General features: G+C 73.5%; 29 protein-coding genes. 12 read left to right on the top strand and 17 right to left on the bottom strand.

Annotation, left to right across the window (positions count from 1 at the left end):
• Window positions 1–65 precede the first annotated feature (65 nt).
• Window positions 66–617 (top strand): hypothetical protein, encoded by a 552-nt coding sequence (locus ACIQJT_RS11645; RefSeq protein ID WP_402642280.1) that lies wholly within the window; start codon window positions 66–68, stop codon window positions 615–617.
• Window positions 618–619: 2 nt separating this feature from the next.
• On the opposite strand, the gene ACIQJT_RS11640 is transcribed toward ACIQJT_RS11645, so the two are convergent.
• The 3 genes from ACIQJT_RS11640 to ACIQJT_RS11630 form a co-directional block, all read right to left on the bottom strand.
• Window positions 620–1,171: a PadR family transcriptional regulator gene (locus tag ACIQJT_RS11640; RefSeq protein WP_365449228.1), complete on the bottom strand. Its 552-nt coding sequence runs from the start codon at window positions 1,169–1,171 to the stop codon at window positions 620–622.
• Between the two features lie 22 nt (window positions 1,172–1,193).
• Window positions 1,194–3,209: an FAD-dependent oxidoreductase gene (locus ACIQJT_RS11635; RefSeq protein WP_402642276.1), complete on the bottom strand. Its 2,016-nt coding sequence runs from the start codon at window positions 3,207–3,209 to the stop codon at window positions 1,194–1,196.
• A 107-nt stretch (window positions 3,210–3,316) separates the two neighbouring features.
• On the bottom strand, window positions 3,317–4,162 hold the full coding sequence (locus tag ACIQJT_RS11630; RefSeq protein WP_365449224.1) for a helix-turn-helix transcriptional regulator: 846 nt from the start codon (window positions 4,160–4,162) through the stop codon (window positions 3,317–3,319).
• A 127-nt stretch (window positions 4,163–4,289) separates the two neighbouring features.
• On the opposite strand from ACIQJT_RS11630, the gene ACIQJT_RS11625 reads away from it, so the two are divergent.
• Entirely contained in the window at window positions 4,290–5,057 is a 768-nt protein-coding gene (locus ACIQJT_RS11625; protein WP_402642273.1) for an SDR family oxidoreductase, read from the top strand.
• Window positions 5,058–5,167: 110 nt separating this feature from the next.
• Here ACIQJT_RS11625 and ACIQJT_RS11620 read toward each other — a convergent pair whose 3' ends face one another.
• The 3 genes from ACIQJT_RS11620 to ACIQJT_RS11610 form a co-directional block, all read right to left on the bottom strand.
• Window positions 5,168–5,536, bottom strand: coding sequence for a hypothetical protein (locus ACIQJT_RS11620; RefSeq protein WP_365449220.1), 369 nt, complete (start codon window positions 5,534–5,536; stop codon window positions 5,168–5,170).
• Between the two features lie 107 nt (window positions 5,537–5,643).
• Window positions 5,644–5,913 carry a DUF3040 domain-containing protein gene (locus ACIQJT_RS11615; protein WP_365449218.1) on the bottom strand — a complete coding sequence of 90 codons (270 nt, stop codon included), beginning with the start codon at window positions 5,911–5,913 and terminating at the stop codon, window positions 5,644–5,646.
• Window positions 5,914–6,363: 450 nt separating this feature from the next.
• Window positions 6,364–7,239, bottom strand: coding sequence for a hypothetical protein (locus ACIQJT_RS11610; RefSeq protein WP_365449216.1), 876 nt, complete (start codon window positions 7,237–7,239; stop codon window positions 6,364–6,366).
• A 262-nt stretch (window positions 7,240–7,501) separates the two neighbouring features.
• Between ACIQJT_RS11610 and ACIQJT_RS11605 the strand changes: the two genes are divergently transcribed.
• Entirely contained in the window at window positions 7,502–9,583 is a 2,082-nt protein-coding gene (locus ACIQJT_RS11605) for a SpoIIE family protein phosphatase (protein ID WP_365449214.1), read from the top strand.
• Between the two features lie 245 nt (window positions 9,584–9,828).
• Here the strand turns inward: ACIQJT_RS11605 and ACIQJT_RS11600 are convergent, their stop codons facing one another.
• On the bottom strand, window positions 9,829–11,076 hold the full coding sequence (locus tag ACIQJT_RS11600; protein WP_402642269.1) for an MFS transporter: 1,248 nt from the start codon (window positions 11,074–11,076) through the stop codon (window positions 9,829–9,831).
• A 131-nt stretch (window positions 11,077–11,207) separates the two neighbouring features.
• Here ACIQJT_RS11600 and ACIQJT_RS11595 point away from each other — a divergent pair, with 131 nt between their 5' ends.
• Entirely contained in the window at window positions 11,208–12,134 is a 927-nt protein-coding gene (locus tag ACIQJT_RS11595) for a LysR family transcriptional regulator (RefSeq protein ID WP_402642266.1), read from the top strand.
• On the opposite strand, the gene ACIQJT_RS11590 is transcribed toward ACIQJT_RS11595, so the two are convergent.
• Window positions 12,131–12,922, bottom strand: a complete 792-nt coding sequence (locus ACIQJT_RS11590; RefSeq protein ID WP_402642264.1) for a putative protein N(5)-glutamine methyltransferase — start codon at window positions 12,920–12,922, stop codon at window positions 12,131–12,133. The genes ACIQJT_RS11595 and ACIQJT_RS11590 overlap by 4 nt on opposite strands.
• 223 nt (window positions 12,923–13,145) lie before the next feature.
• On the opposite strand from ACIQJT_RS11590, the gene ACIQJT_RS11585 reads away from it, so the two are divergent.
• On the top strand, window positions 13,146–13,586 hold the full coding sequence (locus ACIQJT_RS11585; RefSeq protein WP_402642262.1) for a MarR family winged helix-turn-helix transcriptional regulator: 441 nt from the start codon (window positions 13,146–13,148) through the stop codon (window positions 13,584–13,586).
• On the opposite strand, the gene ACIQJT_RS11580 is transcribed toward ACIQJT_RS11585, so the two are convergent.
• Both ACIQJT_RS11580 and ACIQJT_RS11575 read right to left on the bottom strand, forming a co-directional pair.
• A complete protein-coding gene (locus ACIQJT_RS11580; protein WP_402642260.1) occupies window positions 13,580–14,290 on the bottom strand; it encodes a GNAT family N-acetyltransferase in 711 nt (236 codons plus the stop codon). The two genes, ACIQJT_RS11585 and ACIQJT_RS11580, sit on opposite strands and share 7 nt — an antisense overlap.
• Window positions 14,287–15,204 (bottom strand): NADP-dependent oxidoreductase, encoded by a 918-nt coding sequence (locus ACIQJT_RS11575; RefSeq protein ID WP_402642623.1) that lies wholly within the window; start codon window positions 15,202–15,204, stop codon window positions 14,287–14,289. Before ACIQJT_RS11575 ends, ACIQJT_RS11580 begins: the two co-directional genes overlap by 4 nt.
• 169 nt (window positions 15,205–15,373) lie before the next feature.
• Here ACIQJT_RS11575 and ACIQJT_RS11570 point away from each other — a divergent pair, with 169 nt between their 5' ends.
• The 5 genes from ACIQJT_RS11570 to ACIQJT_RS11550 all read left to right on the top strand — a co-directional run bounded on the left by ACIQJT_RS11570 (window position 15,374) and on the right by ACIQJT_RS11550 (window position 19,905).
• Complete coding sequence (locus ACIQJT_RS11570) at window positions 15,374–15,979, top strand: sulfite oxidase-like oxidoreductase (protein WP_402642256.1); 606 nt, start codon at window positions 15,374–15,376, stop codon at window positions 15,977–15,979.
• The gene (locus tag ACIQJT_RS11565) at window positions 15,972–16,742 is read left to right on the top strand and encodes a ferredoxin reductase (RefSeq protein ID WP_365449198.1); all 771 of its coding nucleotides are present in this window, start codon (window positions 15,972–15,974) and stop codon (window positions 16,740–16,742) included. The genes ACIQJT_RS11570 and ACIQJT_RS11565 overlap by 8 nt, the downstream gene beginning before the upstream one ends.
• Before the next feature lie 119 nt (window positions 16,743–16,861).
• Window positions 16,862–17,443, top strand: coding sequence for a hypothetical protein (locus ACIQJT_RS11560; RefSeq protein ID WP_402642254.1), 582 nt, complete (start codon window positions 16,862–16,864; stop codon window positions 17,441–17,443).
• Window positions 17,444–17,669: 226 nt separating this feature from the next.
• The gene (locus ACIQJT_RS11555) at window positions 17,670–18,638 is read left to right on the top strand and encodes an acetylxylan esterase (RefSeq protein WP_402642251.1); all 969 of its coding nucleotides are present in this window, start codon (window positions 17,670–17,672) and stop codon (window positions 18,636–18,638) included.
• Window positions 18,639–18,738: 100 nt separating this feature from the next.
• Window positions 18,739–19,905, top strand: a complete 1,167-nt coding sequence (locus ACIQJT_RS11550) for a serine hydrolase domain-containing protein (protein WP_402642249.1) — start codon at window positions 18,739–18,741, stop codon at window positions 19,903–19,905.
• Window positions 19,906–19,927: 22 nt separating this feature from the next.
• Here the strand turns inward: ACIQJT_RS11550 and ACIQJT_RS11545 are convergent, their stop codons facing one another.
• The 3 genes from ACIQJT_RS11545 to ACIQJT_RS11535 all read right to left on the bottom strand — a co-directional run bounded on the left by ACIQJT_RS11545 (window position 19,928) and on the right by ACIQJT_RS11535 (window position 22,054).
• Window positions 19,928–20,695 carry an acyl-CoA thioesterase gene (locus ACIQJT_RS11545; protein ID WP_402642247.1) on the bottom strand — a complete coding sequence of 256 codons (768 nt, stop codon included), beginning with the start codon at window positions 20,693–20,695 and terminating at the stop codon, window positions 19,928–19,930.
• Window positions 20,696–20,756: 61 nt separating this feature from the next.
• Window positions 20,757–21,485 (bottom strand): class I SAM-dependent methyltransferase, encoded by a 729-nt coding sequence (locus ACIQJT_RS11540; protein WP_402642245.1) that lies wholly within the window; start codon window positions 21,483–21,485, stop codon window positions 20,757–20,759.
• Between the two features lie 5 nt (window positions 21,486–21,490).
• Entirely contained in the window at window positions 21,491–22,054 is a 564-nt protein-coding gene (locus ACIQJT_RS11535) for a PadR family transcriptional regulator (protein ID WP_365449186.1), read from the bottom strand.
• 68 nt (window positions 22,055–22,122) lie between these two features.
• Here ACIQJT_RS11535 and ACIQJT_RS11530 point away from each other — a divergent pair, with 68 nt between their 5' ends.
• Complete coding sequence (locus ACIQJT_RS11530) at window positions 22,123–22,530, top strand: nuclear transport factor 2 family protein (protein WP_402642242.1); 408 nt, start codon at window positions 22,123–22,125, stop codon at window positions 22,528–22,530.
• A 42-nt stretch (window positions 22,531–22,572) separates the two neighbouring features.
• Here ACIQJT_RS11530 and ACIQJT_RS11525 read toward each other — a convergent pair whose 3' ends face one another.
• Genes ACIQJT_RS11525 through ACIQJT_RS11510 form a run of 4 tightly spaced genes read right to left on the bottom strand, consistent with a single transcriptional unit; the run spans window position 22,573 to window position 24,975 of the window.
• Window positions 22,573–22,698, bottom strand: coding sequence for a hypothetical protein (locus tag ACIQJT_RS11525; protein ID WP_365449182.1), 126 nt, complete (start codon window positions 22,696–22,698; stop codon window positions 22,573–22,575).
• Window positions 22,698–23,978 carry an RNA polymerase sigma factor gene (locus tag ACIQJT_RS11520; RefSeq protein WP_402642620.1) on the bottom strand — a complete coding sequence of 427 codons (1,281 nt, stop codon included), beginning with the start codon at window positions 23,976–23,978 and terminating at the stop codon, window positions 22,698–22,700. The genes ACIQJT_RS11525 and ACIQJT_RS11520 overlap by 1 nt, the downstream gene beginning before the upstream one ends.
• Window positions 23,975–24,316: a YciI family protein gene (locus tag ACIQJT_RS11515; RefSeq protein ID WP_402642239.1), complete on the bottom strand. Its 342-nt coding sequence runs from the start codon at window positions 24,314–24,316 to the stop codon at window positions 23,975–23,977. The genes ACIQJT_RS11520 and ACIQJT_RS11515 overlap by 4 nt, the downstream gene beginning before the upstream one ends.
• Window positions 24,313–24,975: a YciI family protein gene (locus ACIQJT_RS11510; RefSeq protein ID WP_365449178.1), complete on the bottom strand. Its 663-nt coding sequence runs from the start codon at window positions 24,973–24,975 to the stop codon at window positions 24,313–24,315. Before ACIQJT_RS11510 ends, ACIQJT_RS11515 begins: the two co-directional genes overlap by 4 nt.
• A 132-nt stretch (window positions 24,976–25,107) precedes the next feature.
• Here ACIQJT_RS11510 and ACIQJT_RS11505 point away from each other — a divergent pair, with 132 nt between their 5' ends.
• Window positions 25,108–25,935, top strand: coding sequence for a class I SAM-dependent methyltransferase (locus tag ACIQJT_RS11505; protein WP_402642235.1), 828 nt, complete (start codon window positions 25,108–25,110; stop codon window positions 25,933–25,935).
• Window positions 25,936–26,103 lie beyond the last annotated feature (168 nt).

Raw genomic sequence — 26,103 nt, 5'->3', positions numbered from 1 at the left:
ACGGGCTTCCCCCACCTCGGCGGCGCCACGGATGTACCGCCAACCGTGCCGCCGGAGGGCAGTCCATGCGCACTGAAAAGCTACTTCTCCGCTCCGGCCTGACCGTCGCGGCCGTCGCCGCGCTGCCGCTCGTCCTGACCGCCGGGCCGGCCGCCGCGGCGTCGGGGATCTCCGTGAGCACCTCCGGATCCACGGTCTCCGTCACAACCACGGCCTGCTCCCGCACCGCCACCACCGGTGGCTGGGGCACCGCCTCGCTCCTGACCAGCAGTCAGGCGAACTTCAGCCAGGGCCGTCAGGTGGCCCTGTCCGGGACCACCTCGCTCCAGTCCGCGGCCTGGTCGAACGTGAGCCCGGGCACCTACACCGTCATCGTGATGTGCGCGTACAACAACAGCACGGCGGGCACCCAGTCGATCATCGTCTCGGGGTCCGCCACGCCCACCATCTCAGCGACGGCCACGGCCTCCCCGTCACGCGGTGTGATGGGCGGTCTGGGCGGCGGCACCGAGGACTACGGCACCCTGACACTGGTGGCCGGCGGCAGCCTGGTGGCGGTCGGCGCGGTGGCCGCCGGGTGGTTCCTGCGCCGCCGCTCGCGCCCGTACCGCCTCTGACGCTACGGCGCCTGGTCACCGGGCAGTTCGGCGAAGGCTTCCAGCGCCTCGGTGAGCCACTGCGTCCAGAAGGTCTCCAGCTCGATGCCCGCGCGCAGGACCAGGTGCTGAAGCCTGGCCTGCGCGCTGTCGTTGCCGGGCGGGAAGTCGCGCTGCTCGATCTCCTCGTACTCGGCCAACTGCCGCCGGTGCAGGTCGAGATGGCGGCGCAGGTCGGCTTCGAGGCCCGCGGTGCCGACGACGGCCGCCGCGCGCAGCCGCAGCAGCAGGGCGTCCCGGTGCGGCTTGGGGTCCTGCGCCGCGGCCGTCCAGCGCTCGAGTTCGGCGCGGCCCGCGGGCAGGACCTCGTAGCTCTTCTTCTGCCCCCGGGTCGGCCGGTCCTCCGGAATGGCCCGGATGTGGCCCTCGGCTTCCAGTTTCCCCAGCTCGCGATAGATCTGCTGGTGCGAGGCCGACCAGAAGTAGCCGATCGACTTGTCGAACCGGCGGGTCAGGTCCAGCCCCGCCGACGGCCTTTCGAGCAGTGCGGTGAGGATCGCGTGCGGGAGTGACATGGAGTCATCCTAGGGACGGCCCTCAGAGGGCGGCCGCGACCTCGGTGCCCTGCTTGATCGCCCGCTTGGCGTCCAGCTCGGCGGCCACGTCGGCACCGCCGATCAGATGCGCGCTGCGACCGGCGGCGAGGAGCTCCTCGTACAGGTCCCGGCGCGGTTCCTGCCCGGTGCACAGCACGATGGTGTCGACCTCCAGGACCGTGCTCTCCTCGCCGACGGTGACGTGCAGTCCGGCGTCGTCGATCCGGTCGTAGCGCACCCCCGGGACCATGGTGACGCCGCGGTGCTTCAGTTCGGTGCGGTGGATCCAGCCGGTGGTCTTGCCGAGCCCCGCGCCGACCTTGCTGGTCTTGCGCTGGAGGAGGTGCACGGTACGGGGCGGGGCGGGGCGTTCGGGGACCGTGAGTCCGCCGGGTGCCGTGTAGTCCATGTCGACGCCCCACTGGCGGAAGTACGTCTCGGGGTTCTCGTGGGCCTTGTCGCCGCCGTCGGTGAGGAACTCGGCGACGTCGAAGCCGATGCCGCCGGCGCCGAGGATCGCGACCCGGTCGCCGACGGGCGCGTTGTCGCGCAGGACGTCGAGGTAGCCGACCACGCTCGGGTGGTCGACGCCGGGGATGTCGGGGGTGCGCGGGGTGACGCCGGTGGCCACGACGACCTCGTCGTAGGCGTCCAAGTCTCCTGCCGACACGGGGGTGTTGAGCCGTACGTCCACGCCGTGGGCGTCGAGCCGGTGGCGGAAGTAGCGGATCGTCTCGTCGAACTCCTGCTTGCCGGGTACCTTGCGGGCGACGTTGAGCTGGCCGCCGATCTCGCTCGCGGCGTCGAACAGGGTGACCTGGTGGCCGCGTTCGGCGGCGGAGACCGCGCAGGCGAGACCCGCGGGGCCGGCTCCGACGACGGCCACGCGCTTCTTCAGCCGGGTCGGGGACAGCACCAGCTCGGTCTCGTGGCAGGCGCGCGGGTTGACCAGGCAGGAGGTGGTCTTCCCGCTGAAGGTGTGGTCCAGGCAGGCCTGGTTGCAGCCGATGCAGGTGTTGATGGCCTCGGGCGTCCCGGCGGCAGCCTTGTTCACGAACTCCGGGTCGGCGAGCATCGGGCGGGCCATCGACACCATGTCGGCGTACCCGTCGGCGAGCAACTCCTCGGCCAGTTCCGGGGTGTTGATGCGGTTGGTGGTCACGAGCGGGACCGACACCTCACCCATGAGCCGCTTGGTCACCCAGGTGTAGGCGCCGCGCGGGACGGAGGTGGCGATGGTGGGGATGCGGGCCTCGTGCCAGCCGATGCCGGTGTTGATGAGGGTGGCCCCGGCGGCCTCGACGGCCTTGGCGAGGGTGATCACCTCGTCGAGCGTGGAGCCGCCCGGGACGAGGTCCAGCATGGACAGCCGGTAGACGATGATGAAGTCGTCGCCGACGGCCTCGCGCACCCGGCGCACGATCTCCACCGGGAAGCGCATGCGGTTCTCGTACGAGCCGCCCCAGCGGTCGGTGCGCCGGTTGGTCTGCGCGGCGATGAACTCGTTGATGAGGTAGCCCTCGGAGCCCATGATCTCCACGCCGTCGTAGCCGGCCTGCCGGGCGAGGCGGGCGGTGCGGGCGTAGTCGTCGATGGTCCGCTCGACCTCGGCGTCGGCGAGCTCGCGGGGTACGAAGGGGCTGATCGGCGCCTGGAGGGGGCTCGGGGCGACGAGGTCGCGGTGGTAGGCGTACCGGCCGAAGTGCAGGATCTGCATCGCTATCCGGCCGCCTTCGCGGTGCACGGCCTCGGTGACGGTCCGGTGCTGCTCGGCCTCCGCGTCCGTGGTGAGCTTGGCGCCGCCCTCGTAGGGCCGTCCCTCGTCGTTGGGCGCGATGCCGCCGGTGACGATCAGGCCCACTCCCCCGCGCGCCCGCTCCGCGTAGAAGGCGGCCATGCGCTCGAAGCCGCGCTCGGCCTCTTCGAGACCGACGTGCATGGAGCCCATCAGCACGCGGTTGGGCAGGGTGGTGAAGCCCAGGTCGAGCGGGTTCAGCAGGTGCGGGTAACGGCTCATCGGGCCCCTCCGTCGCGGTCTCGTGCCTCTCTGTTGTAGAGGACCGCGACACTTTTATGCAACTAGTTGCACAACAGGGAGGGGGTGATCCGAGCCACGTGGTCGTCTCAGGTGTCGGCCGTCCGGTCCGCGGGGGCCTCGGCCGCGGCGAGGCTGCCCAGCAGGGCGAGCGCCTGTTCCGACGGGCTGCCCGGCTCGGCCTGGTAGACGACCAGCTGCTGACCGGGGGCGCTGTTGACGGTCAGCGCCTCGTAGTCGAGGGTCAGCTCACCGACCAGCGGATGCCGGAAGCGTTTGCTCTCGCGGGTCTTGCGGCGGATGTCGTGGCGGGCCCAGAGCGCCCGGAACTCCTCGCTGCGCAGCGAGAGTTCACCCACCGTGGTGATCATCCGCGGATCGTCGTGGGCGGCTTCGGCACCGGCCCGCAGAGCGGCCACGGTGTTCATGGCCACCGACTCCCAGTCCGGGTAGAAGTCCCGGGCGTCGGGGTCGAGGAAGACCAGGCGCGGCAGATCGCCGCTGTGGGCGTGGCCCGCGAAGAGGGCACCGCCCAGGACGTTGTGGGCGAGGACGGTCAGACAGCGGCCGAGGACCACGGCCGGGGTGCGGTGCCAGCCCTCCATCATCCGCAGCAGGGCCGGGCTGACCACCTCCCGCCGCGGACGTGGCCGGTTCGCGGCGGGGCGCGCCAGGCGGTGCAGGTGGTCGGCCGCGTCCTCCTCCAGGCCCAGGACCCGGGCCAGCGCGTCGACGACCTGCGCCGAGGGGTTGCGCTCGCGGCCCTGTTCCAGGCGGACGTAGTAGTCGGTGCTGACCCCGGCCAGCACCGCGACCTCCTCGCGGCGCAGGCCCGCCACCCGACGCCGGCTCCCGGCCGGCAGCCCCGCGTCCTCGGGCCGTACCAGGGCGCGGCGGGCACGCAGGAAGAGGCCGAGCCGGTTGTCGGTGTCCATACGCCGACCCTAGGTCCGCCCGCCGTCCCGCGGGAGTCCGCAAGGTGGCCGCGGTACTCCTACGATCCGCTCTCCTCGGCGCGGTACGGCCTGGTCAGAGCCCTGCACCGGCCCCACCGTGGACGGCATGACAGACACCTGGAACCTCACGAACCGCATCGCCGTCGTCACCGGCGCGTCCAGCGGGATCGGCGCGGCCACGGCACGCCGCCTCGCCGCCGGCGGAGCGAGCGTCGCCCTGCTGGGGCGACGCGAGGACCGACTCGAGCAACTGGCCGACGAGCTGGCCCGTACCGCCGACGGACGGATCCTGCCGGTCGCCGTGGACCTGACCGACGCCGAGGCGGTCGCGGAGGCGGCCGCCTCGGTCACCGGAACGCTCGGCACCGTCGACCTGGTGGTGGCCAACGCCGGCGTCATGCTCGGCGCCCCCTTCGAACGGGCCGCGACCGACGAGTGGGACCGCATGATCGACGTCAACCTGCGGGCTCTGCTGCACACCGCCCGCGCCTTCACCGACGGCCTGCTCGCCACGGCCTCCGGCGGCGGCCGTGCCGACCTCGTCCACGTCGGCTCGGTGGGCGGCCATCTCCTCTTCCCCGACTGGTCCGTCTACTGCGCCACCAAGGCGGCCGTCGCCCACCTCACACGCAATCTGCGGGCCGAGCTCGGCCCGCGCGGGGTCCGGGTGAAGAACATCGAGCCGGGGGTCACGGCCACCGAGCTGGGCGCGGACATGCGGGACACCGGGACCAGGGAGTCCCTGTCCCGCATGCGCGCCGGCCTGACCCCCCTGACCGCGACGGACATCGCGGAAGCCATCGCCTTCGCGGCGGCGGCCCCGCCGAACGTCAACGTCGCCGAGATGGTGGTGGTGCCGGTGCGGCAGGGCTGATCACCCGTAGGCCGGGCGCGCCCGTGCACAAGGGCGGAGGCGACACCGGTCGGCCGCGCGCGCCCCCGCGGAAGCGCGGGGGCGCGATGGCCGAGACGGCGGCACGGACGTCAGCGGCTCTCCAGCCGCACGTGCAGTTCCCGCTCCTGGTCACCCGACGCGGACGCGAGGTCCCGCACCGTGAACATCGAGTCCAGCGTCTCCCGGAGCTTCTCGATGGCCCAGTACCCGCCCTGCGCGTCGGCCTCCACGGACGACGACAACCGCGCGGGCGGCGGGCAGGACCGCGCCTCGGTGACCTCGAACGTCCCCAGCCACACCATCGGCCGCGTCTCGTGCAGTTGCTGAGGCACCTCGTCGGCTCCCCGGTCCGACTCGAAGCACGTGCTCAGTGTGTCGAGGACGATCCGGGCGTCCTCCGCGCTGCATCCGCTGATCTCCAGCGAGACGGACTCGTCGTGCGCTCGCTCACGATCCATCGTGGTCGCTCCTCTCGTGGCCATGACCGGTACCGCCGGGTTCCCCGCGAACCGCGCCACACCCCCAGAAAAGCACCCCGATTCGTGGAGCACTACCGGCGGCGGGGTCAGCGCGGCGGTCGGTCCCGGTGCGGATCGAACAACGGGACGGCGATACCGGCGAGGACGAGGCCGGCCGCCACGAGGATGCCTTCGGGCAGGGCCATGCCCGCGGCGAGGAGGCTCAGGGCGAGCGCGAGGGTCCCCCAGGCGCCCGCGCGCCGGTACTCGCGGGGCCGGGCGGGGCGGCCCGCGCCCAGCGAGCGGGCGAACCGCGGGTCGTCACGCTCCAGCCGTGCCGCGAGATCGATCAGGCGTTCGTCGTCGGGCTGGCGCATGACTCCTCCTCCACACGGCCCCTGCCGTTCGGCGTCCGCCCCCACCGCGACGGAGACCGGCGTGGACGCGGTGTCGTCCTCCTGCTTGCGGGCACGACGTGCACCCGGCCCTTGGGCCGGCGACGGGCCCGCCCCGCGGCCACGGAGCCGAGAACGGCCAGGATGAGGACATACCCGGTGACGAACGGCGCCAGACGTGCGTCGAGTCCCGCACTGGCCGCCGTCGCCCCGGGAATCAGGGCGGATTCGCCACGGCCGGCAGGGTCGCGGCGATGTCGGCGGCGGCCTGGGCGCCGGGCCGTGGAGGCGGGCGACGAGCACGCCGGCGACGACGTCCATGACCACCGTCGCGACGATGGGGTGTTCGTCGCCACCGTCGCATCCGGCCCAAGGGCCCGCCATCGGTGCCGGCCCCCATTTCCGCGAGGGCCCGCACTGCCCGTCAGGAGCTCAACTCCTGGTGAAGCGGTACGTCTTGCTGTCCGTCAGCACACAGAAGCCGGGTGAGACGACGATCACCCGCAGGGTTCCGGTGCGGCGGTCGTAGTCGATGCCCTCCGCCTCGAAGGTGCCGGAGCAGGAGCTGCGCAGGGGCAGTTGGCGCAGTGCCGTGACCTGTCCGGTGACGTTCCCCGAGCCGGTCGGGGCCGCGGACAGGTCGATCTGGAGGAGCGGCTTGGTGTAGCCGAACAGCGTGCCCGCCGGGTCGTCGGAGGAGCACAGCAGCCGGGTGGCGCTGAGGAAGTCGCAGCCCTGTACGTCCCGGACGGCGTGGTCGAGGGTGACGGTGGCCGCCTGCGGGAGGTTCGCCGAGGGCGAGGTGCTCGCGTTGACGCCGGGCGTGGGGAAGACCAGGAAACGGGTCATGGTGCCCCACTCGCCGGACAGCATCCACTGTCCGTCCGGCGAGATAGCGACCCAGGAGTTGTTGAGCGCCTCGCCGGGGCTGAGGGTGTGGACGTACTCGGACCAGGTCCCGTTCGGCGCCTGCACGCGGTACATCTTCGCGGTGCCGGAGTCGGCCTGGTAGGGCTCGATGTAGTGGCCGTCGTAGGAGGCGTCGGGGTCGCCCACGTGGTTCCAGCCGCGGGTGGAGACGCCGAACGGGATGGTGCCGATGCCGGTGTACCGGTTGGCGGATCCGGCCGGGACCTCGACCGAGGTGAGGCCCTGGCTCTCGGTGAGCGGGTCGGCGCGGTCGCTGCCGGCCTCGGTCCAGGTGTCCGCCGCGGAGGCCGGCGGCGCGGCGGCCAGGAGGGCCGTCGCGGTGAGGGTGACGAGGGCGGCGAGGACCGCGTGACAACGCTGTCTGGCGCGCAGGGGCATGGAGAACTCCTGGGGCTCCTGGAGCGGGGGTGAGCTGGGTCGGCGCACAGTCTGGCGCCCCTACGGCGGTCATGTACAGGCCAAACGAATGAACAAGCGGCCTTCGTCACCCCGGCGCACTTCACCGGACGCGCCCGCGCGTGTTGAGGGATGGTGGAAGAACACGACCACGTGGTCACGGAGACGGTTGAACGCGGTAGAACAAGGGGAGTCGGCACGGGGGTACGGCGTGCCGCGAGGACGGCATAAGGCGGTTCGTGCAATGGGTGCAGCCGGTATACCAGCGTCCGAGGGCGGTGAGCCCCCGCGCGGGGCGGTACGGCCGAGCGGGCTGCTCGACGAGTTGGGCATGGCCTCGGTGGTGCTGGACGCCGAGGGGCGCATCGTGCTGTGGAGCCCGCAGGCCGAGGAGCTGTTCGGGTACAGCGCCCAGGAGGCGCTGGGGAAGTACGCGGCCCACCTGATGATCCACGAGCAGCACGCCGATCTGGTCGTCAAGCTGTTCGCCGACGTCATGGAGACCGGGCAGAGCTGGGCGGGCGCGTTCCCCGTCCGGCGCAAGGACGGCGGCACCAGGCTGGTGGAGTTCCGCAACATGCGGCTGCTCGACGACCGCGGCGACGTCTACGCGCTCGGGCTGTGCGCCGACCAGTCGACCGTGCGCCGCCTGGAGCGGGACGTGGCGCTGTCGACACGGATGGTCTCCCAGTCGCCGATCGGGCTGGCCGTACTGGACACCGAGCTGCGGTACGTCTCGGTGAACCCGGCCCTGGAGCTGCTGAACGGCGTGCCGGCCGGGGAACACGTCGGGCGGAAGATCGGCGAGGTGCTGCCCCACCTCGACGTGGCCGCCTTCGAGGCCGCCGCCCGCGAGGTGCTGCGCACCGGCACGCCGCTGGTGGACCAGCACACGGTCGGCCGTACGCCCGCCGACCCCGACTCGGACCACGCCTGGTCGGTCTCGCTGTACCGCCTGGAGGACGCGCTGGGGACCGTCCTCGGGGTGGCGGCCTCGGTCCTGGACGTCACCGAGCAGCATCTGGCGACCGTGGAGGCCGAGACGGCCCGGCGCCGCCTGGCACTCGTCGCCGACGCCTCCGCCCGCATCGGCACCACCCTCGACCTGGACCGCACCGCCCGTGAGCTCGCCGCCGTGGCCGTGCCTGAACTCGCTGACGTGGCGGCCGTGGACCTGCTGGAAGCGGTGGCGCAGGGCAGGCCGAGCACCCTGCGGCCCACCGAGCCCGCCGTGATGCGCCCGCTGGCCGTCGAGGCGTCCGGTGCCCCCGACGCCCTGGGCGCGGCCGATCCGCCCGGCAAGGTCGCCCGGTACGCCCCCGAGCGCCTGGTCACGGAGTGCGTGCGCACCGGGAGCCCGGTGCTGGTGGCGCGGGTCGGACCGGAGGACCTCGCCCGTATCGCCCGCTCACCGGAGGCTGCCGCACTGCTGGCCAGGGCCGGTGTGCACTCCTATCTGGCCGTGCCGCTGATCGCGCGCGGCGAGGTGCTCGGCGCCCTCGACCTCAAGCGCGTCCACAATCCGGAGCCGTTCGGCGAGGACGACCTGCTGCTGGCGCGGGAGCTGGCGGCCCGCGCGGCGGTGCAGATCGACAACGCCCGCTGGTACCAGGACGCCCGCAACACCGCCCTCACCCTCCAGCGCAGCCTGCTGCCCAGCCATCCCTCCGTGACCGGCGGTCTGGAGGTCGCCTCCCGCTACCAGCCCGCGGGCGCCACCGCCGAGGTCGGCGGCGACTGGTTCGACGTGATCCCGCTGGACGAGGGCAAGACGGCGCTGGTCGTGGGCGACGTGATGGGCAGCGGCATCACCGCCGCCGCGACCATGGGCCGGCTGCGCACCGCCACGAACACCCTCGCCTCCCTCGACCTCGACCCGGCCAGGCTCCTCGAACACCTCGACCGGATCACCGAGGACCTGGACCACTCCATCGCCACGTGCGTGTACGCCGTGCACGACCCGCGGCTCGGCCAGTGCCGGATCGCCAACGCCGGGCACCTGCCCCCGGTACGGCTGCGCCCCGGCCGTCCGCCCGAGCTGCTCGAACTCCCCACCGGGGCGCCGCTGGGCGTGGGCGGTGTCGCCTTCTCCACGACCACCGTCGACCTCGCACCCGGCGACCGGCTCGTCCTGTACACGGACGGCCTGGTGGAGACCCGCCAGCATCCCCTGGACGAACGCCTGGACGCGCTCCTCGACCTGCTCGACAGCCCCGACGGGCCGCTGGAGGAGGTCTGCGACCTGCTGCTGCGCACCCTGCACCAGCCGGACAACTCCGACGACGTGGCACTGCTGATCGCCCGCGTGCAGACGCCTGCGGCCTGAGAGATGTGCGTCGGCGCGGGTACGCGGGTGCGCGGAACCTGAGTACGGCAGCCCCGCGGAACGCGCGCGCGGTGATCGCGGCGGCCCGGGGTCGGCGACGCGGGCCGGGACGGGACCACCGCTCGCACTGCGGCCCCTTCACCGCGGTCCCGCGGTGGCTGCAACCAGGAGCGCCGCCCGCATCCCCGCACGCGCCCGGGCCTACGACGACGGCCCGCCCCCAGCCGCAGTCCGGGCGCCCGATGTCATGAGGACCCCGCGCCGGAAGGCAGGGCTTCCTGGCTCGTCCCGGGCACGGGCGCGGGCCGTCGGGGCAGCAGGAGCGGGGTGGCCAGCAGCAGGAGACCGGCGAGGGCGATGGCCTTGCGGGTTCCGGTGAAGGTGGCCAGGAGGCCCCACAGGGCGGTCAGGGCCGCGGTGGTCAGCTTGCCGGTCATCGACCAGGCGGAGAGCGTGCGGACCACCCGGTCCGTCGGGGTCATGGTCAGCCGGTGGGTGGAGAACACCGGGTTGAAGACGGCGCAGGAGGTGATGACCCCGAGTTCCACGGCCATCACGAGCAGCAGTCCGGTCGTACCGGGGCCGACGAAGGCCAGGCCGAGCGGCCAGCACGAGCGCAGGACGCCCGAGGCGACCAGGACGCGGTGCTGTCCGTACCGGGCGACCAGGGGGCGGGCGAGCCGTGCGCCGAGCAGGCCGCCGAGGCAGGGCACCGAGAAGGCGAGGGCGTACTGCCAGGGGGCGAAGCCGAGGGGGCCGAGCATGAGGACGGTCAGCAGCGGCACCGGCACCATGATCAGGGCGTTGACGAGGACCGTGTTGAAGAACAGGGGCCGCAGGGCGGGACTGGCCAGGATGTGGCGCCAGCCCTCCAGGAGGGACCCCTTGGCCGCCCCCGTGGGCACCGGGTGCGGCTCGCCGCCGCCGCTCGCGCGGATGCCGAGCGCCGACAGCAGATAGCTCACCGCGTCGGCCAACAGGGTGGTCACGGGCCCGAGGAGCCCGATGGCGGCTCCGCCGAGGGGAGGTCCGATCACGATGGTGGTCCAGTTCGTGGCCTCGAACCGCGCGCTCGCGACCAGCAGGTCGTCCGGGCCGAGGAGGGACTTGAGGTAGGCCCCGGATGCGGCGGTGAAGGTGATGTCGGCCGCCGCGACGAGCACCGACACGAGCAGGAGCTGGACGAAGCTCAGCGCACCCAGCGCGTAGGCGGCGGGGACGCTCAGCAGGGCGGCGAACCGGACGAGGTCCATCGCGACCATCACCGGCCGCTTGCGGCGGAACTCCACCCAGGGCCCGAGCGGCACCGCCACCGCCGCCCCGACCGCGAGCCCCGCGGCCGCCAGCGCGGACACCGCGGCGGGTCCGGCGTGCAGCACCAGCACGGCGATGATCGGGAAGGCGCCGAACGACAGCGAGGTGCCGAACGCACTGACCGCGTAGGCCGCCCACAGCCACCCGAACCGCCGTCCCAGCGACCGTGTCCCGCCCACTCCGCATCCCCTCGCCGACAACCTCACGTTGACCGACGCCATCCAACCCAGTGCCGGGCCCGCCGATCAAACAACCAGGGCCCCGGTCGGCCACAACCCGGGGTTGTGCGCGGACGGCCTACGCTTCCCGCATGGATCTCGACGCCGTACGCACCTTCGTCGCCGTGGCGGACGCGGGGCGGTTCCAGGAGGCCGCCGACCGGCTGGCGGTCACCCAGCAGGCGGTGTCGAAGCGGGTGGCCGCGCTGGAGAAGGACCTCGGGGCACGGCTGTTCACCCGCACCCCGCGCGGCGCCCGGCTGACCATCGACGGACAGGCGTTCCTGCCGCACGCCCGCGAACTGCTCCGGGCCGCGGAACGGGCGGCGGCCTCGGTACGGCCGGGCAGCCGGGCCCTGCGTGTCGACGTGATCGGCCGCCGGCTCGCCCCCGCGGAACTGCTGCGCGCCTTCCACCGCGCGCACCCCGGCATCGAGCTCGACGTCGTCACCCTCTTCGACGCCGACGCGGCCCTCGCCGCGCTGCGGTCCGGCACGATCGACGCCACCTTCCGCGCCGTGCCGCACTCCGCGGGGCGGTCGGCCGACGGTGTCGAGTCAGCGCGGGTCTACGACGAACCGGTGCAACTGCTCACCGGCCCCGGCCACCCGCTCGCCGGGGCCCGCTCGGTGACCCCCTCCGGCCTGGCCGGGCACCGCATCTGGATGCCCGGCCTGGTCACCGGGACCGAGTGGGGCACCTACTACGACGACCTCGCCGCCGCCTTCGGCCTCACCATCGAGGTCACCGGCCCGGACTTCGGCACCGACCCCCTCCTGGACACCATCGCCGACTCCGCGAGCCTGGCCACGCTCGTCGGTGAACTGACCCGACTGGTCTGGCCGTCCGACCAGGACCTGCGCCGCATCCCGGTGCACGGGCCCACGCCGGTCTACCCCCACTCCCTGCTCTGGCGCGCGGACAACCCCCACCCGGCCCTCGCCGCCCTCCGGGACCACCTGCACGCCACACGGCCCGAACCACCGGGCGCGGGGACCTGGGCGCCGAGCTGGGCCTAGGTCCTGGTGCCGGTGACGACGTGGGCGTACAGCTCCTCCGAGACCGCGAGGCGGGAGGTGAGACCGCTGCGGGTGAAGGCGTCGAGGGCGGCGGCGGCCTGGCGTTCGCTGGTCTCGACGAGGAGGCAGCCGCCGGGGGCGAGCCACCGCGGGGCGCCGGCCGCGACCCGGCGCAGGACGTCCAGGCCGTCGGTGCCGCCGTCGAGGGCGACCAGGGGCTCGTGGTCGCGGGCCTCGGTGGGCAGGAGGGCGACCTCCTCGGTGGGGACGTAGGGGACGTTGGCCGCGAGGATGTCGATCCGTCCGCGCAGGCCGGCGGGCAGGGCCTCGAAGAGGTCACCGGTGTGGACCCGGCCGCCCGCGGCGGCGGTGTTGCGGCGGGCGCAGTCCACCGCGGCCGGGTCGATGTCGGCCGCGTGCAGTTCGACCGGGCCGAGCGCGGCCGCGAGCGCGGCGCCGACCGCGCCCGAGCCGCAGCACAGGTCCACGACGACACGGGCGCCCGGTGCCAGGGCGAGGGCCTGGTCGACGAGGAACTCGGTGCGGCGGCGCGGCACGAAGACGCCGGGGGCCACGGTGATGCGCAGTCCCCTGAACTCGGCCCAGCCGACGACGAGTTCGAGAGGGTGGCCGGCGACCCGGCGGTCGACCATGTCGGCCAGTTCGTCCGGGGTGCGGGCGGCGGCGAGGATCAGCCGGGCCTCGTCCTCGGCGAAGACGCAGCCCGCGGAGCGCAGGGCGGCGACGACGGCGTCGGGGGTGGCGAAGCGGTCGGAGAGTGAGGGCATGGAAGCCGAGAGCCTTTCGAGAGCCGAAGGGCGCTCCCGCGGTCACCTGGGCTACCGGCGGTGACCCGCGTCGACGCGAGGAGGGAGCACCCGGTCTGACACAGCGTTGATGGGTCTCACCTCCTCGGTGCCTCTCGGCCGGGACCTCCCCCGGCCGGACGGCCACCCTACCCCAGGGGCCCCTGAGTTGTACTCTGCAACCAGTACGGCGAAGGAGGTCCCGGTGGAAGCAGCCACGGCCGTGGAGACGATCCAGCGCGAGATGACGGTCTTCGCGCGACGGGCCCGCGCCTCGGCGGGCCGCCTGCATCCCGAGCTGTCGCTGGTGTCGTACACGCTCCTCGGGCATCTGGAGGAGCGCGACGGCTGCCGCGCCACCGACCTGGCCGCCCACTACGCCCTGGACAAGTCCACGGTGAGCCGCCAGATCACCGCCCTGGAGCGGGCCGGCCTCGTCGAGCGGCGCCAGGACCCGGAGGACCACCGGGTCCAGGTGCTGCATCTGACCGGGGCCGGCCGGCGCATCCTGGGCCAGGTCACCGTGAGCCGCCGCGCGGCCGTCGGCGAGCGGCTCGCGGACTGGTCGCGGGAGGACCTGGAGCGGTTCGCCGGGTACCTCGTGCGCTACAACGCCTGGCCCGGGCCGGCCGACGGTCCTCAGTAGGCCTCCTCCGGCAGCCGCTCGGGCACCCGTGCGGCGAGGAAGGCGGTGGTGCGCCGGAGCCGGAAGCCGAGGGACTCGTAGAGCCGGACGGCCTGGGTGTTGTGGGCGCCGGTGTGCAGGAAGGGCGTCTCCCCGCGCTGCCGTATGCCGTGCGCGACAGCGCGGACCAGCCGGGTCGCCAGGCCCTGTCCGCGGACCGCGGGGTCGGTGCAGACCGCGCTGATCTCGGTCCAGCCCGGCGGGTGCAGCCGCTCCCCCGCCATCGCGACGAGGGCGCCGTCCCGGCGTATGCCCAGATAGGTGCCCATCTCTATGGTGCGGGGCAGAAAGGGCCCGGGGCGGGTGCGGGCGATCAGGTCGAGGATCTCGGGCACGTCGGCGGGGCCGAGGCGGACCGCCTCCGGGTCGGGCGCGGCGTCGAGGCCGTCGTCCACGAGCTGCACGCCCTCGACGTGGAAGGTGACCTCCCAGCCCTCGGGCACCTGTCCGGAGTACGCCGTCAGCGGGACCTCCGCGCCGGCGCCCGCGAGCGCGGCGAGGTCGGCCCAGTCGCCCGCGTCGGGCTCGTCGGGCAGGGCCAGCCACGGGGAGACGTCGACGGGGTAGCGCAGGACCCGGCCGCGCTTCTCGGCGAAGTGGGCGTGCGGGCCGGTCAGGGAGGCGAGGGCCGGGTTGTCGAGGACGTGCGGTGCGCCGCCGGTCATCGGGCGACCTCGATGACGGTCTTGCCGCGGGCGTGGCCTTCCTCGACGGTGCGCAGCGCGTCGCCCGCCCTCTCGAGGGGAAACGTTTCGGTGATGTGCGGGTCCAGGTCTCCGGCGACCACGAGCCGCGCGACCTCCGCCAGGACGGCCCCGTTGCGGGCCCGCACCACGCGTGCGCCGCCCAACCGCCGCACGTCCTCCTCCGGGGCACCTGCGGTGATCAGCTTCGACCGGTCGGTGAGCAGCTCGGCGGCCTCGGCCAGCACCCGGCCCCCCACGAGGTCGTAGACGCCGTCCGGCGCGGTCGCCCGGGCCCGCTCCGCCCAGCCGGGACCGGAGGGGACATGGACCGCGCCGAGCGACTCGACGAAGTCCTTCTTGCCCGCGCTCGCCACGCCGACCACGCGCAGACCGACGGCACGGGCGATCTGCACGGCCGCCGCGCCGACTCCGCCGCCCGCGCCGGTCACCAGCAGCGTGGCGCCCGGGGGCAGGCCGAGCTGGCGGACGCCGTCGTAAGCGGTCGCGGCGGCCACGGGCAGGGTGGCGGCCACCGTGTGGGGCAGCTCCGCCGGCTTGTGCGCGGCGACGGAGGCCGGCACCAGGGTGTACTCGGTGTAGCCGCCCGCGAGCGCGGTGCCGAAGACCTCGTCCCCCACGGCGAACTCATCGACGCCGTCCCCGATCCCCTCGACGACACCGGAGACCTCGTTGCCGAACACGACCGGGAAGACCGGCTCCTCGTGCTCGCCGGGGCGCCGGAAGCCGTTGCGCTGCTTCCAGTCCACGGGGTTCACGCCGGCCGCGCGGACGGCCACCAGCAGCAGGCCGGGGCCCGGGCTCGGCCGGTCCACGTCCACGAACGCCTCGGTCTCCGGTCCGCCGTACCGCGTGAAGACGTACGCCTTCGGCATCTGCTCCCTCACTCTCCTCGCGCAGTCACCGGGCCACCGGCCCGGCACACCAGCGCCAAGGAGCGGCGTGCGACGGCTATTCCCGGGCCCTCCCAGTGTTCATACGGCTGCAACGATCGGGGCACTGACCTGGGACGGGGCACCCGCGGCGAGAGCGTACGGTTGAAGCATGAACGTCACCCGAGGCTTCACCGGACGCCCCCGCGTGGACAACGCCGGGCTGCCCCCAGGCCAGTACGACACGGGCGACGACTGGCCCGTCCTCTCCGCGGAGGTCACGCCGGACCTGTCACCGGCCGACTGGACGTTCCGGGTGGACGGGCTGGTCGAGCAACCGCACACGTGGGACTGGGACGAGGCGCACGCGCTGCCCGCGTCGGCCTACGAGGGTGACATCCACTGCGTGACGAGCTGGTCGAAGTTCGGGGTGCGGTTCGCGGGGGTGTCGCTGGACGCGTTCCTGGCCGTGGCGCGGCCCCGGGCCTCCGCCACCCATGCCGTCGCCCGCTCCCACACCGGGTACACCACGAACCTGCCCCTCGCGGACCTGACCGGCGGGCGGGCCTGGATCGCGTGGGAGTACGGCGGGAGGCCGCTGCCCGCCGAACACGGCGGTCCCGCGCGGCTGCTGGTGCCGCACCTGTACTTCTGGAAGAGCGCGAAGTGGATCGCGGGGCTGACGCTGCTCGACCACGACGAGCCCGGCTTCTGGGAGCGCAACGGCTATCACGCGCGGGGCAACCCGTGGGAGGAACAGAGGTACGCCGGTGACTGAGGCGCTCTCCTCCCCCGCCCCCGCTCCGGTCACCCGGTTCGCGGTGCCGGGGCGCATCGCGGTCGCCGAGGGCGTCGGCGCCGTGTGGCAGACCGCCACGCTGACCGAGATTCGCCGCGAGACGCCGTACGTGTCCACGTTCCGCTTCGCGGTGCCCGCCTGGCAGGGGCATCTGCCGGGCCAGCACTTGATGCTGCGGCTGACCGCCGAGGACGGCTACACGGCGCAGCGCCACTACTCGATCGCGTCCCCGCCGGAGGACACCGGGCACATCGAGCTGACCCTGGACCACGTCGAGGGCGGTGAGGTCTCGGGCTGGTTCCACACGGTCGCCCGGCCCGGGGACGAGATCGAGGTGCGGGGGCCGCTGAGCGGTTTCTTCGCCTGGCCCGGCGACCGGCCCGCGCTGCTGGTCGGGGCCGGTTCCGGGGTCGTACCGCTGATGTCGATGGTGCGCCACCACCGGGCCCGCGGGCTGTCCGTGCCGCTGCGGCTGCTGGTGTCGGCGCGCAGCCCCGAGGAGCTGGTCTACGCGCGGGAGTTCGGCGCCGAGACCACGCCTGTGTTCACGCGGAGCGCCCCGGACGGGGTGCCGGTGGGACGTCTGTCGGCGGCACATGTGGCCCCCCTCCTGGCCGAGCGGCCCGAGGGCGGCTGGGAGGCCTATGTGTGCGGTTCCAACGCGTTCGCCGAGCACGCCTCGCGGCTGCTGGTGAAGGCGGGTCAGCCGGTGGACCGCATCCGGATCGAGCGCTTCGGCTGACCGTGTGCGCCTGCACACCGCGGGCGGGTGTGTCCGCCCCCTGTACGTGAACGACGCGGATGGAGGGGTACTACATCTGTGTGACCACTCGCAGGGGTGCGCGGTGCGGAGGTCCCACGATGCGAACCCGGGTGCGCGGCTGGCGCTGGCGGCGCAATCCGCTCCGGCGCCGGTCGGACGTCGTCGAGGCGTGGACGGTGCTGGCCGTCGCCGTTCTGATGCTGCTGGGCGCCCCGCTGATCGGCGCGGTGGCGGGCCGGTGGGCGCATGACGACGCCCGTGCGGTGGCGGTCGAGCAGCGCTCCGAACGCCACCGGGTCCGTGTGGAGGTCGTGGGCAGGGCCCCGGACTCGCCGCCCACGGTCCCGGGCGCCCGGGAGCGCTCCTACCGGGTGACCGTGCGCTGGACGGAGGCCGGGGCCGCGAGGACCGCCGTGGCCCGGGTCCCGGCCGGTACCGACGAGGGCGAGAGGGTCGACGTGTGGTTCGACTCCCGCGGGCGGAGCGTGGCCCCGCCGCCGGACGAGACCGCGATCTGGCAGCACACCCTGGTCATGGGCGCCTGCGGCGCGGGCGCCACGATCGCCGTGATCCTGCTCGGCCACTCGCTCGTCCGGGCTGTGGCGAGCCGCCACCGGCTCGCCGAATGGGAACGGGACTGGGCGCTGACCGAGCCGCAGTGGACCCGCCGCCGGGCCTGACCGCGCCGGCCCTCGACCACGGCGGTGGTGACCCGACCATTCGCAACGGCCGTCGATCCCCCGCTCGCCGTGCCCGGCCGCCGGTCCCGCCCTCTTGACCAGCAGGTCCACGACCGTCGGGAGGCCGGCAGCCGGCCGGCCGGTGCCGCAAGGGCCTGGCGATTCGTCCGACCACCCACGTACGGTGTGATCATCCGGCACTGTCCCTTCGTGAAGGCGGTCCTGCATGGCCCTGTTCGACCTCCCCATCGACGAGTTGCGCGAGTACCGCAGCGCCTCCACCGAGCCCGAGGACTTCGACGCGTTCTGGTCCAAGACCCTCCAGGAGGCCCGCGAGCACGACCTGGACGCCCGCTTCGAACTCGTCGACACGGGTCTGTCCACGGTGAAGGTGTACGACGTGACGTTCGCCGGGTTCGGCGGCCACCCGGTCAAGGGCTGGTTCACGATCCCCGCCGAGGTCTCCGCCCCGGTACCGGTGGTCGTGGAGTTCATCGGGTACGGCGGCGGGCGTGGTCTGCCGCACGAGCACCTGCTGTGGGCGTCGACGGGCCGGGCCCACTTCGTGATGGACACGCGCGGTCAGGGCAGCGCCTGGGGCGGCGGCGGAGACACCGCCGACCCGGTGGCCGGCGCGCCCGCGTACCCGGGGTTCATGACCCGGGGCGTGGACGCACCCGAGAACTACTACTACCGCCGGGTGTTCACCGACGGTGTGCGGGCGGTGGAGGCGGCCCGTTCGCACCCGCTGACCGACCCCGCGCGCACGGTCGTCCTCGGCGGGAGCCAGGGCGGGGGCATCTCGATCGCGGTCGGCGGTCTGGTGCCGGACCTGGCGGCGGTCGCCCCGGACGTGCCGTTCCTGTGCGACTTCCCGCGCGCGGCGACCCTGACGGACCGTCACCCCTACCGGGAGATCGGCCTCTACCTCAAGACGCACCGCGGCCGCGCCGAGGACGTCCTGGGCACCCTCGCGTACTTCGACGGCGTGCACTTCGCGAGCCGCGGCCGCGCCCCGGCGCTCTTCTCGGCGGCGCTGGAGGACCAGACCTGCCCGCCCTCGACCGTGTTCGCGGCCTTCAACGCCTGGAACCACGCCGACAAGGCGATCGAGGTCTACGACTTCAACGACCACGAGGGCGGCGGCCCCTACCAGGAGGCCGCGAAGCTGCGCTGGCTGCGCTCGTACGCCTGAGTCCCGCCGGCAATCTTCCCTCCAGCCCGACCAGTCGGTATGTTCACGGGACCCGGATCGCGCTGCCGCGGTCCGGGTTTCCGGCGACGACGGGGGGCCCATGTCCGAGTACCGCCCGGCTGTCCACGGCCACTGCGACCAGCGCTTCGCGGCGGTGCGGACGGCGTTCGAGGAGAACTTCCGGGACCGGGCCGAGCTGGGCGCCGCGGTGAGCGTCACGGTCGACGGCCGGACCGTCGTGGACCTGTGGGGCGGCTGGGCCGACACGGCCCGCACCCGCCCCTGGGAGCGCGACACCCTCGTCAACGTGTGGTCGACGACGAAGGGCCCGACGGCCCTGTGCGCCCACGTCCTGGCCGACCGCGGCCTGCTCGACCTGGACGCCCCGGTGGCCGCCTACTGGCCGGAGTTCGCCGCGGCGGGCAAGGACAAGGTCCTCGTACGGCACCTGCTCTCGCACCGGGCCGGACTGGCCGGGCTGCGCGAACCCCACTCCCTCGCCGAGCTCTACGACTGGGAGCTGACGACCCGGCGGCTCGCCGCGACGGAACCCTGGTGGGAGCCGGGCACGGTGTCCGGGTACCACGCGTTCACGTACGGCTTCCTGGTCGGCGAGGTCGTGCGGCGGGTCTCGGGGCTGCTGCCGGGCGCCTTCCTGGCACGGGAGGTGACGGGACCGCTCGGCATCGACTTCACCGTCGGCCTGCCGGAGCAGGAGGCCGGGCGCGCCGCCGAGCTGGTGCATCCGCCCGCCCCGTCCGCGAGCGAACAGGCGGCCGTCTTCGCCCAGATGACTCCCGCGGCGATCGCCGCCCTGACCAACCCGGCGGCGGGCGCCGCGGAGGCGAACACGGCGGAGTGGCGGGCCGCCGAGATCCCCGCCGCGAACGGCCACGGCACGGCCCGGGCCGTCGCCGCCCTCTACGGGATCTTCGCCGGGCGTGGTTCCCTCGACGGCCACCGCGTCCTGTCCCCCGAGGCCGCCGAACGGGTCCGCGAGAGCCAGGGCAGATGCCGTGACCTGGTGCTGGGCGCGGGACTCGACAGCGACACGGAACTCGGGCTCGGTCTGTGGCTCAGCGGGCCGAACGGCTCGTACGGGCCCAATCCGCGGGCCTTCGGACACGACGGCTTCGGCGGGTCGTGCGGTCTGGCCGACCCGGAGGCGGGGATCTCGCTGGGCTATGTCATGAACCGGATGGGGCCGCACATCGCCGACGACCCGCGCAAGACGGCACTGATCGGGGCGTTGTACAGCGCCCTGTGAGCCCGGCCGCCCGGCACCGGCCTCAGGGACGCTCGCCGCGCACCACGCGGGACTGACGGCCCAGGGCCAGCAGCCGGCCGTCCGCCGCCCAGACGGCGCTGTCGTCGACCGCCCAGCCGGCGCCCGCGTGATCGGTCCGGATCCGCACCAGCGTCCAGCCGGTACCGGCGCCCTCGTCCAGGGCGTCGGTGAAGTGGACGGTGAGTTCCGCGCTGGGCACGGGGCGCGGGGTGCGCCAGACGGCGTACAGCGCGGGCGGGAGCACGTCAGTGAGGGTGACCACCGCTCCCGCGTCGAGCGCCCGCCCGTCCGTGAACCGCACCCAGGCGAGCAGTTCGGCCCGGTCACCGCCGGCCAGCGGGAGGTCCCCGGTGGCCGGCCGTATCTCCAACTGCCGGGCGAAGGGCGCCAGATGGCCCGGCAGCCGGATCGTCCGGCAGTCCTCCGGACCCGGCACGTCCGGGGCCGGCTGTCCGTCGTACGGCGTCCCGGGGCGCCCGGAGCCGAACAGCGCCGATCCGACGACGACCGGCAGGCCGTCCTGGTGGCCGGTGAAGACGCAGGCGGCGGTGCGGCGGCCGGAGGCGGGCGCGGTGCCCGAGACGTGCAGCGGGCCGGCGGCGGCCGGGGCCAGGAAGTGCGTGGTCAGGGTGCGCACCGGGTGGGCTCCCCCGGCGAACCGGGCGCGTACGGCTGTCAGGGCGACGGCGGCGACATGGCCGCCGTGCGCTCCCTCCCAGGACCGCCACAGGGGATCGATCCGCGGCTCGTTCTCGGTGGATGTGGTCACGCGCCTCACCATAACCTGGCGAGTTGGAAAATCAAACGGATCAGTTGGAAATCCGGACCGACTACAGCGGGCGCGTCGCCACGACCATCCGGACCCGTGGGCTGCCGTCCCGGCGCTCACCGAACTCGGGCAGGGCTCGCAGTTCCACGCGCAGGCCGGCCCGTTCCAGTTCCCGTCGCACGTCCCCGAGCCGGAAGGCCCGGTAGTACATGACGAAGGGCGGTCGCCACAGGGCGTTGCGCACCCGCATCACGGCGTCGAAGCCGAGGAGCGCCCAGTAGGCGGGGGACGAGGGGCGGGGCGGGGCGACGACCGGGAAGGCGAAGCGGCCGCCCGGCCGCAGCACCTCACGGACCTGCGCGAACAGGCCGGGCAGTTCGCGGGGCAGGAAGTGGCCGAAGGCGCCGAAGCTCACGACGAGATCGAAGGAGGCGGGTGCGAACGGCAGGGCGCGCGCGTCTGCCCGCACCCAGGACAGGCGCGGCCCCGCGGACCGGGTCCGCTCGCGCGCCACGTCGAGCATCCCGGCACTGAAGTCGATTCCGGTGACGCTCTCCCGGCAGACCCGGGTGAGCACTCCGGCTCCGGCGCCGGTGCCGCAGCACAGGTCGAGCCCCGCGTCGAAGGGGCCCGTCCTGCGCAGCGCGGACGCCACGGCGTCCAGCACCGGGTCGGGAGTACGGAAGGGGGTGTGGTCGAACTTCGGGGCGAGCAGGTCGTAGCCGCGCTCGACGGACGACAGCGCCTGGACGGCGAGTTCGCGGAGGCTGGGGCCTTCTGGGCTGAACATCCGCGTCAGCTTAGGGGAGCCCGGCGTTTCAGGAGGGCAAGTGCGCGCTCGCACCAGCGGACGGTCTCCGCCTCCAGGGCGATCCCGCCCAGGAGCGTGAGGTACGGGCCGATCCGGTCCGCCTCGGCGAGGTAGCGCTCCTCGGTGCGGCCGGCGAGGAGGCGCTCGCGGACGCGCTCATAGCGGGCCAGCTTGCCGCGCGCCCAGGACAGGCGCTCCTCGAACAGCTCCCGGGTGACCTCGGGATCGACGCCGTCCATGGCCTGGATCTTGATGAGGAACTCGTCGCGGAGGGCGGCCGGCCTGCGGGGCGGTTCGGCGGCGAACGCGCCCAGTTCGCGCCGGCCGGTCTCGGTGAGGGTGAACAGCCGCTTGTTCGGCCTGCGTTCCTGCTGCACCACGCGTGCCTCGATCAGCCCGTCCTGCGCGAGTCGCTCCAGTTCGCGGTAGAGCTGCTGGGGGGTCGCGGGCCAGAAGTTCGCCAGCGAGACGTCGAAGACCTTGGACAGTTCGTAGCCCGAGGCCTCGCCCTCCAGCAGGGCGGCCAGGACGGCGTACTTGAGCGACATGTGGACACGCTAACAGCCGGTGATTACTCTACTCCACACCTACTCAACAAATTGACTATGGAGGCTCGATGCGAGCGTTCCGAGAAGCGGTCGAAGCGGGCGACCTCGGCGCCGTGGAGGCGTTGCTGGCCGAGGACGTGGTCTTCACCAGCCCGGTGGTGTTCAAGCCGTACGCGGGCAAGGCCATCACGGCGGCGATCCTGGGCGCGGTCGTCGAGGTCTTCGAGGACTTCCGCTATGTGAGCGAGCTGAGCAGCGAGGACAGCCGCGACCACGCGCTGGTGTTCTCGACCCGGGTCGGCGAACGGGCCCTGGACGGCTGCGACTTCATCCATCTCGACGACGACGGCCTGATCGACCGGTTCATGGTGATGGTCCGTCCGCTGTCGGGTGCGCAGGCCCTCGCGGCGGCCATGGGGGCACGGTTCGAGCAGATCGCGAAGGAGGCGGAGGCGCGGACCGCCGCCGCCTCCTGACGTCACGCGCCGGTCGGGCGGGAGGTCGGCGTGACGGTCCGGTCAGCCTCCCAGGCGGAGGAAGGCCAGCCACACGTCGGGGGCGCTGCCGGTGCCGGACTCGCCCAGCAGGGCGGCGAGGGCGCGGCGGAGCCGGCCGGCGGGGCGGGTGCGCGGGTGAACGGTCATCAGGGCCTCCGGTGTCGTGGGGTCGCTCTCACCCCACCGACGAACGGCGCCCGGCCCTGTCGACACTCCGTGAGACGTCTTTCGAGGAATTTCCGCTCGGCGTCGTTCTCCACCAGCTCCAGCGCCCGCTCGTACGCCTCGGCCGCCTCCGCCGTACGGCCGCTGCGGCGCAGCAGGTCGGCGCGCGTGGCCGGGAGCAGGTGGTAGCCGTTCAGCTCGCCCTCCCGCTCCAGCTCCGCGACCAGCGCGAGCCCGGCGTCGGGGCCCTGGGCCATGCCGACGGCCACCGCGCGGTTGAGGCGGACCACGGCGGAGGGCACGAACCGCGCCAACTCGCCGTAGAGGGCGGCGATGTCGGCCCAGTCGGTGTCCTCGGCGGTGGGCGCCGTGGTGTGGCAGGCGGCGATGGCGGCCTGGATCTGGTAGGGCCCGGGGCGGCCCCGGCGCAGCGCGGTCTCCAGCAGGCCGGCGCCCTCCTCGGCCTCGGCACGGTCCCACGCCGTGCGGTCCTGATCCTCCAGGGTCACCAGCTCACCGTCGGCGTCGACCCGGGTCGCACGGCGGGCGTCGTGCAGGAGCAGCAGCGCGAGCAGGCCGAGGGCCTCGGGCTCGTCGGGCATCAGCCGGGCCAGGACGCGGGCCAGCCGGATTGCCTCCGCGCACAGGTTCCGCCGTACGAGATCGGCGCCCGAGGTGGCCGCGTACCCCTCGTTGAACAGCAGGTAGATCACGCCGAGCACGCCCGTGGTGCGCTCGGGAAGCAGGTGGGCGGGCGGTACCCGGTAGGGGATGCCGGCATTGCGGATCTTCTTCTTGGCACGTACCAGACGCTGCGCCATGGTCGCCTCCGGGACGAGGAAGGCGCGGGTGATCTCCGGCGTGCTCAGTCCGGCCAGGGTGCGCAGGGTCAGCGCGACGCGGGCCTCGATGTGCAGCGCCGGGTGGCAGCAGGTGAAGATCAGGCGGAGCAGGTCGTCCTGGACACCGCCGTCGTCGTACGGCTCCCCGGGTGCCGTGAGCACGGCCGCCTCCCGTAGTTTGCGCTCCCCGACCGCCTCCCGGCGCAGGACGTCCATGGCACGGTGGCGGGCCGTCGTGGTGAGCCAGGCGCCGGGGCGGCGCGGGACGCCGTCACGCCGCCACCGGTCGAGGGCCTGGGCGAAGGCGTCCTGCGCGCACTCCTCGGCGAGGTCCCAGTCGCCGGTCACCCGGATCAGGGTGGCGACGACCTGGCCCCACTCCTCCCGGAAGGCGGCGGCGACGGCCTCCTCCGGAGTCACTCCCACACCGGCCGCACTTCCACCGACCCGCCGCCGACCGCCACCGGGTGCCGGGACGCCAGCGAGATCGCCTCGTCCAGGTCGGCGACCTCGATGAAGTCGACGCCGGCGAGGTACTCCTTCGACTCGGCGAACGGGCCGTCGGTGAGCAGGACCTCGTCGCCCCGGACCCGCACGGTGGTGGCGTCCGAGGCCGGGCGCAGCCGGGCGCCGCCCCTGACGAGGTCCCGCCTGCGGACCTCCTCGATGTACGAGCCGAAGCGGGGGTCGTCGGCGGTCTCGGCGGCGCTGAGTTCCGCACCGTCCACGGGGGCGCAGATCAGCAGGGCGTACTTCATGACGTGGCCTCCGTGACGTGCTGGTGGACGATGAGCCAGCGGGGGCCGGTGTCGCGGTACCCGGTGGTGACGCGCAGCAGCCTGTCGCCGGTGCGGACGAGGGCGTGGCCGAAGGCGATGCTCTCGTCGACGTGGACACGGGACTCCAGCACCTCGCGGGCGACGGGCCCGGTCTCCTCGAAGAGCTTGCGGAGCGCTTCCGCGCCCTGGTGCGGCCGGCCGTTCTGCACCGCCTCCGCGTCCTGCGCGTAGCAGGCGACCGCACGCTCGACGTCCCCCGTACGCGCGGCCTCGGTCAGTTCCGCGTCGAGCCGGCGGATCTGTCCCTCGGCGTCCTCGTCCTCCCAGAACGGCCGTACCTCCATGGCGCCGATCGTCGCCACGGGGTGCTTCGCGGCCGCCTCGACCGCCTCCTCCAGGCTGTCGCACTCCAGGATGTCGAAGCCGGCGACGTACTCCTTCGTCTCCGCGAACGGCCCGTCGGTGCGCAGCACCTCACCGCCGCGCACCCGCACGGTGACCGCGTCGGCGGTCGGGGCGAGCCGGTGCCCGTGCAGGCGCACGCCACGGTCGCCGAGTTCCTCGACCCACGGTTCGACGGGGGCCATGCCCGAGGCGTCGGCGGTGTCGTCGCCGCAGACGAGCAGCATGTACTTCATGGTTCCTCCCGGTGCTCATGAGCTTCCTACACCCCGCCGACGAACGGGACCGGCCCGAATCGACACCCGGGCGAGAGAAAACTTCTCCGCGAGGTGACGGCGACGGAGCCGGGGTCGCGGTTGGATGGCCCCATGACGTCCGACGAGCACGCGCGGCTGATGCGGGTCAACCAGGCCAACTGGGACGCCCGCACCCCCGTCCACCTCGCCAGCCGGTTCTACGGCCTGGACCAGGACCTCGATCCCGAGCGCTGGTTCGCCGCCTTCGAGTGGGAGGACCTCGGCGAGCTCGCCGGCCGTGACGTGCTCCACCTCCAGTGCCATCTCGGCACGGAGACGGTCGCCCTGGCCCGCCGTGGGGCCCGGGCCGTGGGCCTGGACTTCTCGGCGGCCTCCGTCGCGGCCGCCCAGGGGATCGCGGCGCGGGCGGGCGTGGCCGTCGAGTACGTGCGGGCGAACGTCTACGACGCCGTGGAGGCGCTGGGCGGGCGGCAGTTCGACGTCGTGTACACCGGGAAGGGCGCGCTGTGCTATCTGCCGGACCTGGCGCGCTGGGCGCGGGTGATCTCCCGACTGCTGCGCCCGGGCGGCCTGTTGTACGTGGTCGAGTTCCATCCGCTGCTCAACTCCCTCGGCCCGAAGCCCGCTCCGGACGAGGGACCGGAACTGCTGTTGCGCCACGACTACCTGGGCGGCGCCGGCCCCGTGCACCGGGACGCCACCCACACCTACACCGACGGCCCGGCCGTCGAGGGCGCCACGGAGAGCGTCGAGTGGATGCACGGAATAGGCGAGGTCGTCACCGCGTTGACGGAAGCGGGACTAGGTGTCCTGCGGTTGCGCGAGGGTGATGAGCTGCCCTGGCCGCGCTGGCCGCGGATGACCCGTACGGCATCCGGCTGGTGGCGGCTTCCCGAACCGCGGATCCCGCTGCTGTACGGACTCCTCGCCACGCGCTGAGTCGCCGTGGTACCGTCCCGATAGCACTTGTGTACGCCCGTTTGTGGCGCCGGTGCCAGTTCTCCCTCATCCCGCCGGTCGACGTACCGGCTTCTCCGCAGCACCGCACAGGTCTTGTGAGTGCTGTCCTCCGCCGCCCGAAGGCGTTGTCCGCCTTCCCTCTCGCGG

Origin of the sequence: Streptomyces sp. NPDC091972 (genome assembly GCF_044756385.1) — a bacterium.
GTDB lineage: Bacteria > Actinomycetota > Actinomycetes > Streptomycetales > Streptomycetaceae > Streptomyces.
The sequence above is the reverse complement of the archived record's forward strand: the minus strand, read 5'-3'. Positions and strand labels throughout refer to the sequence as shown.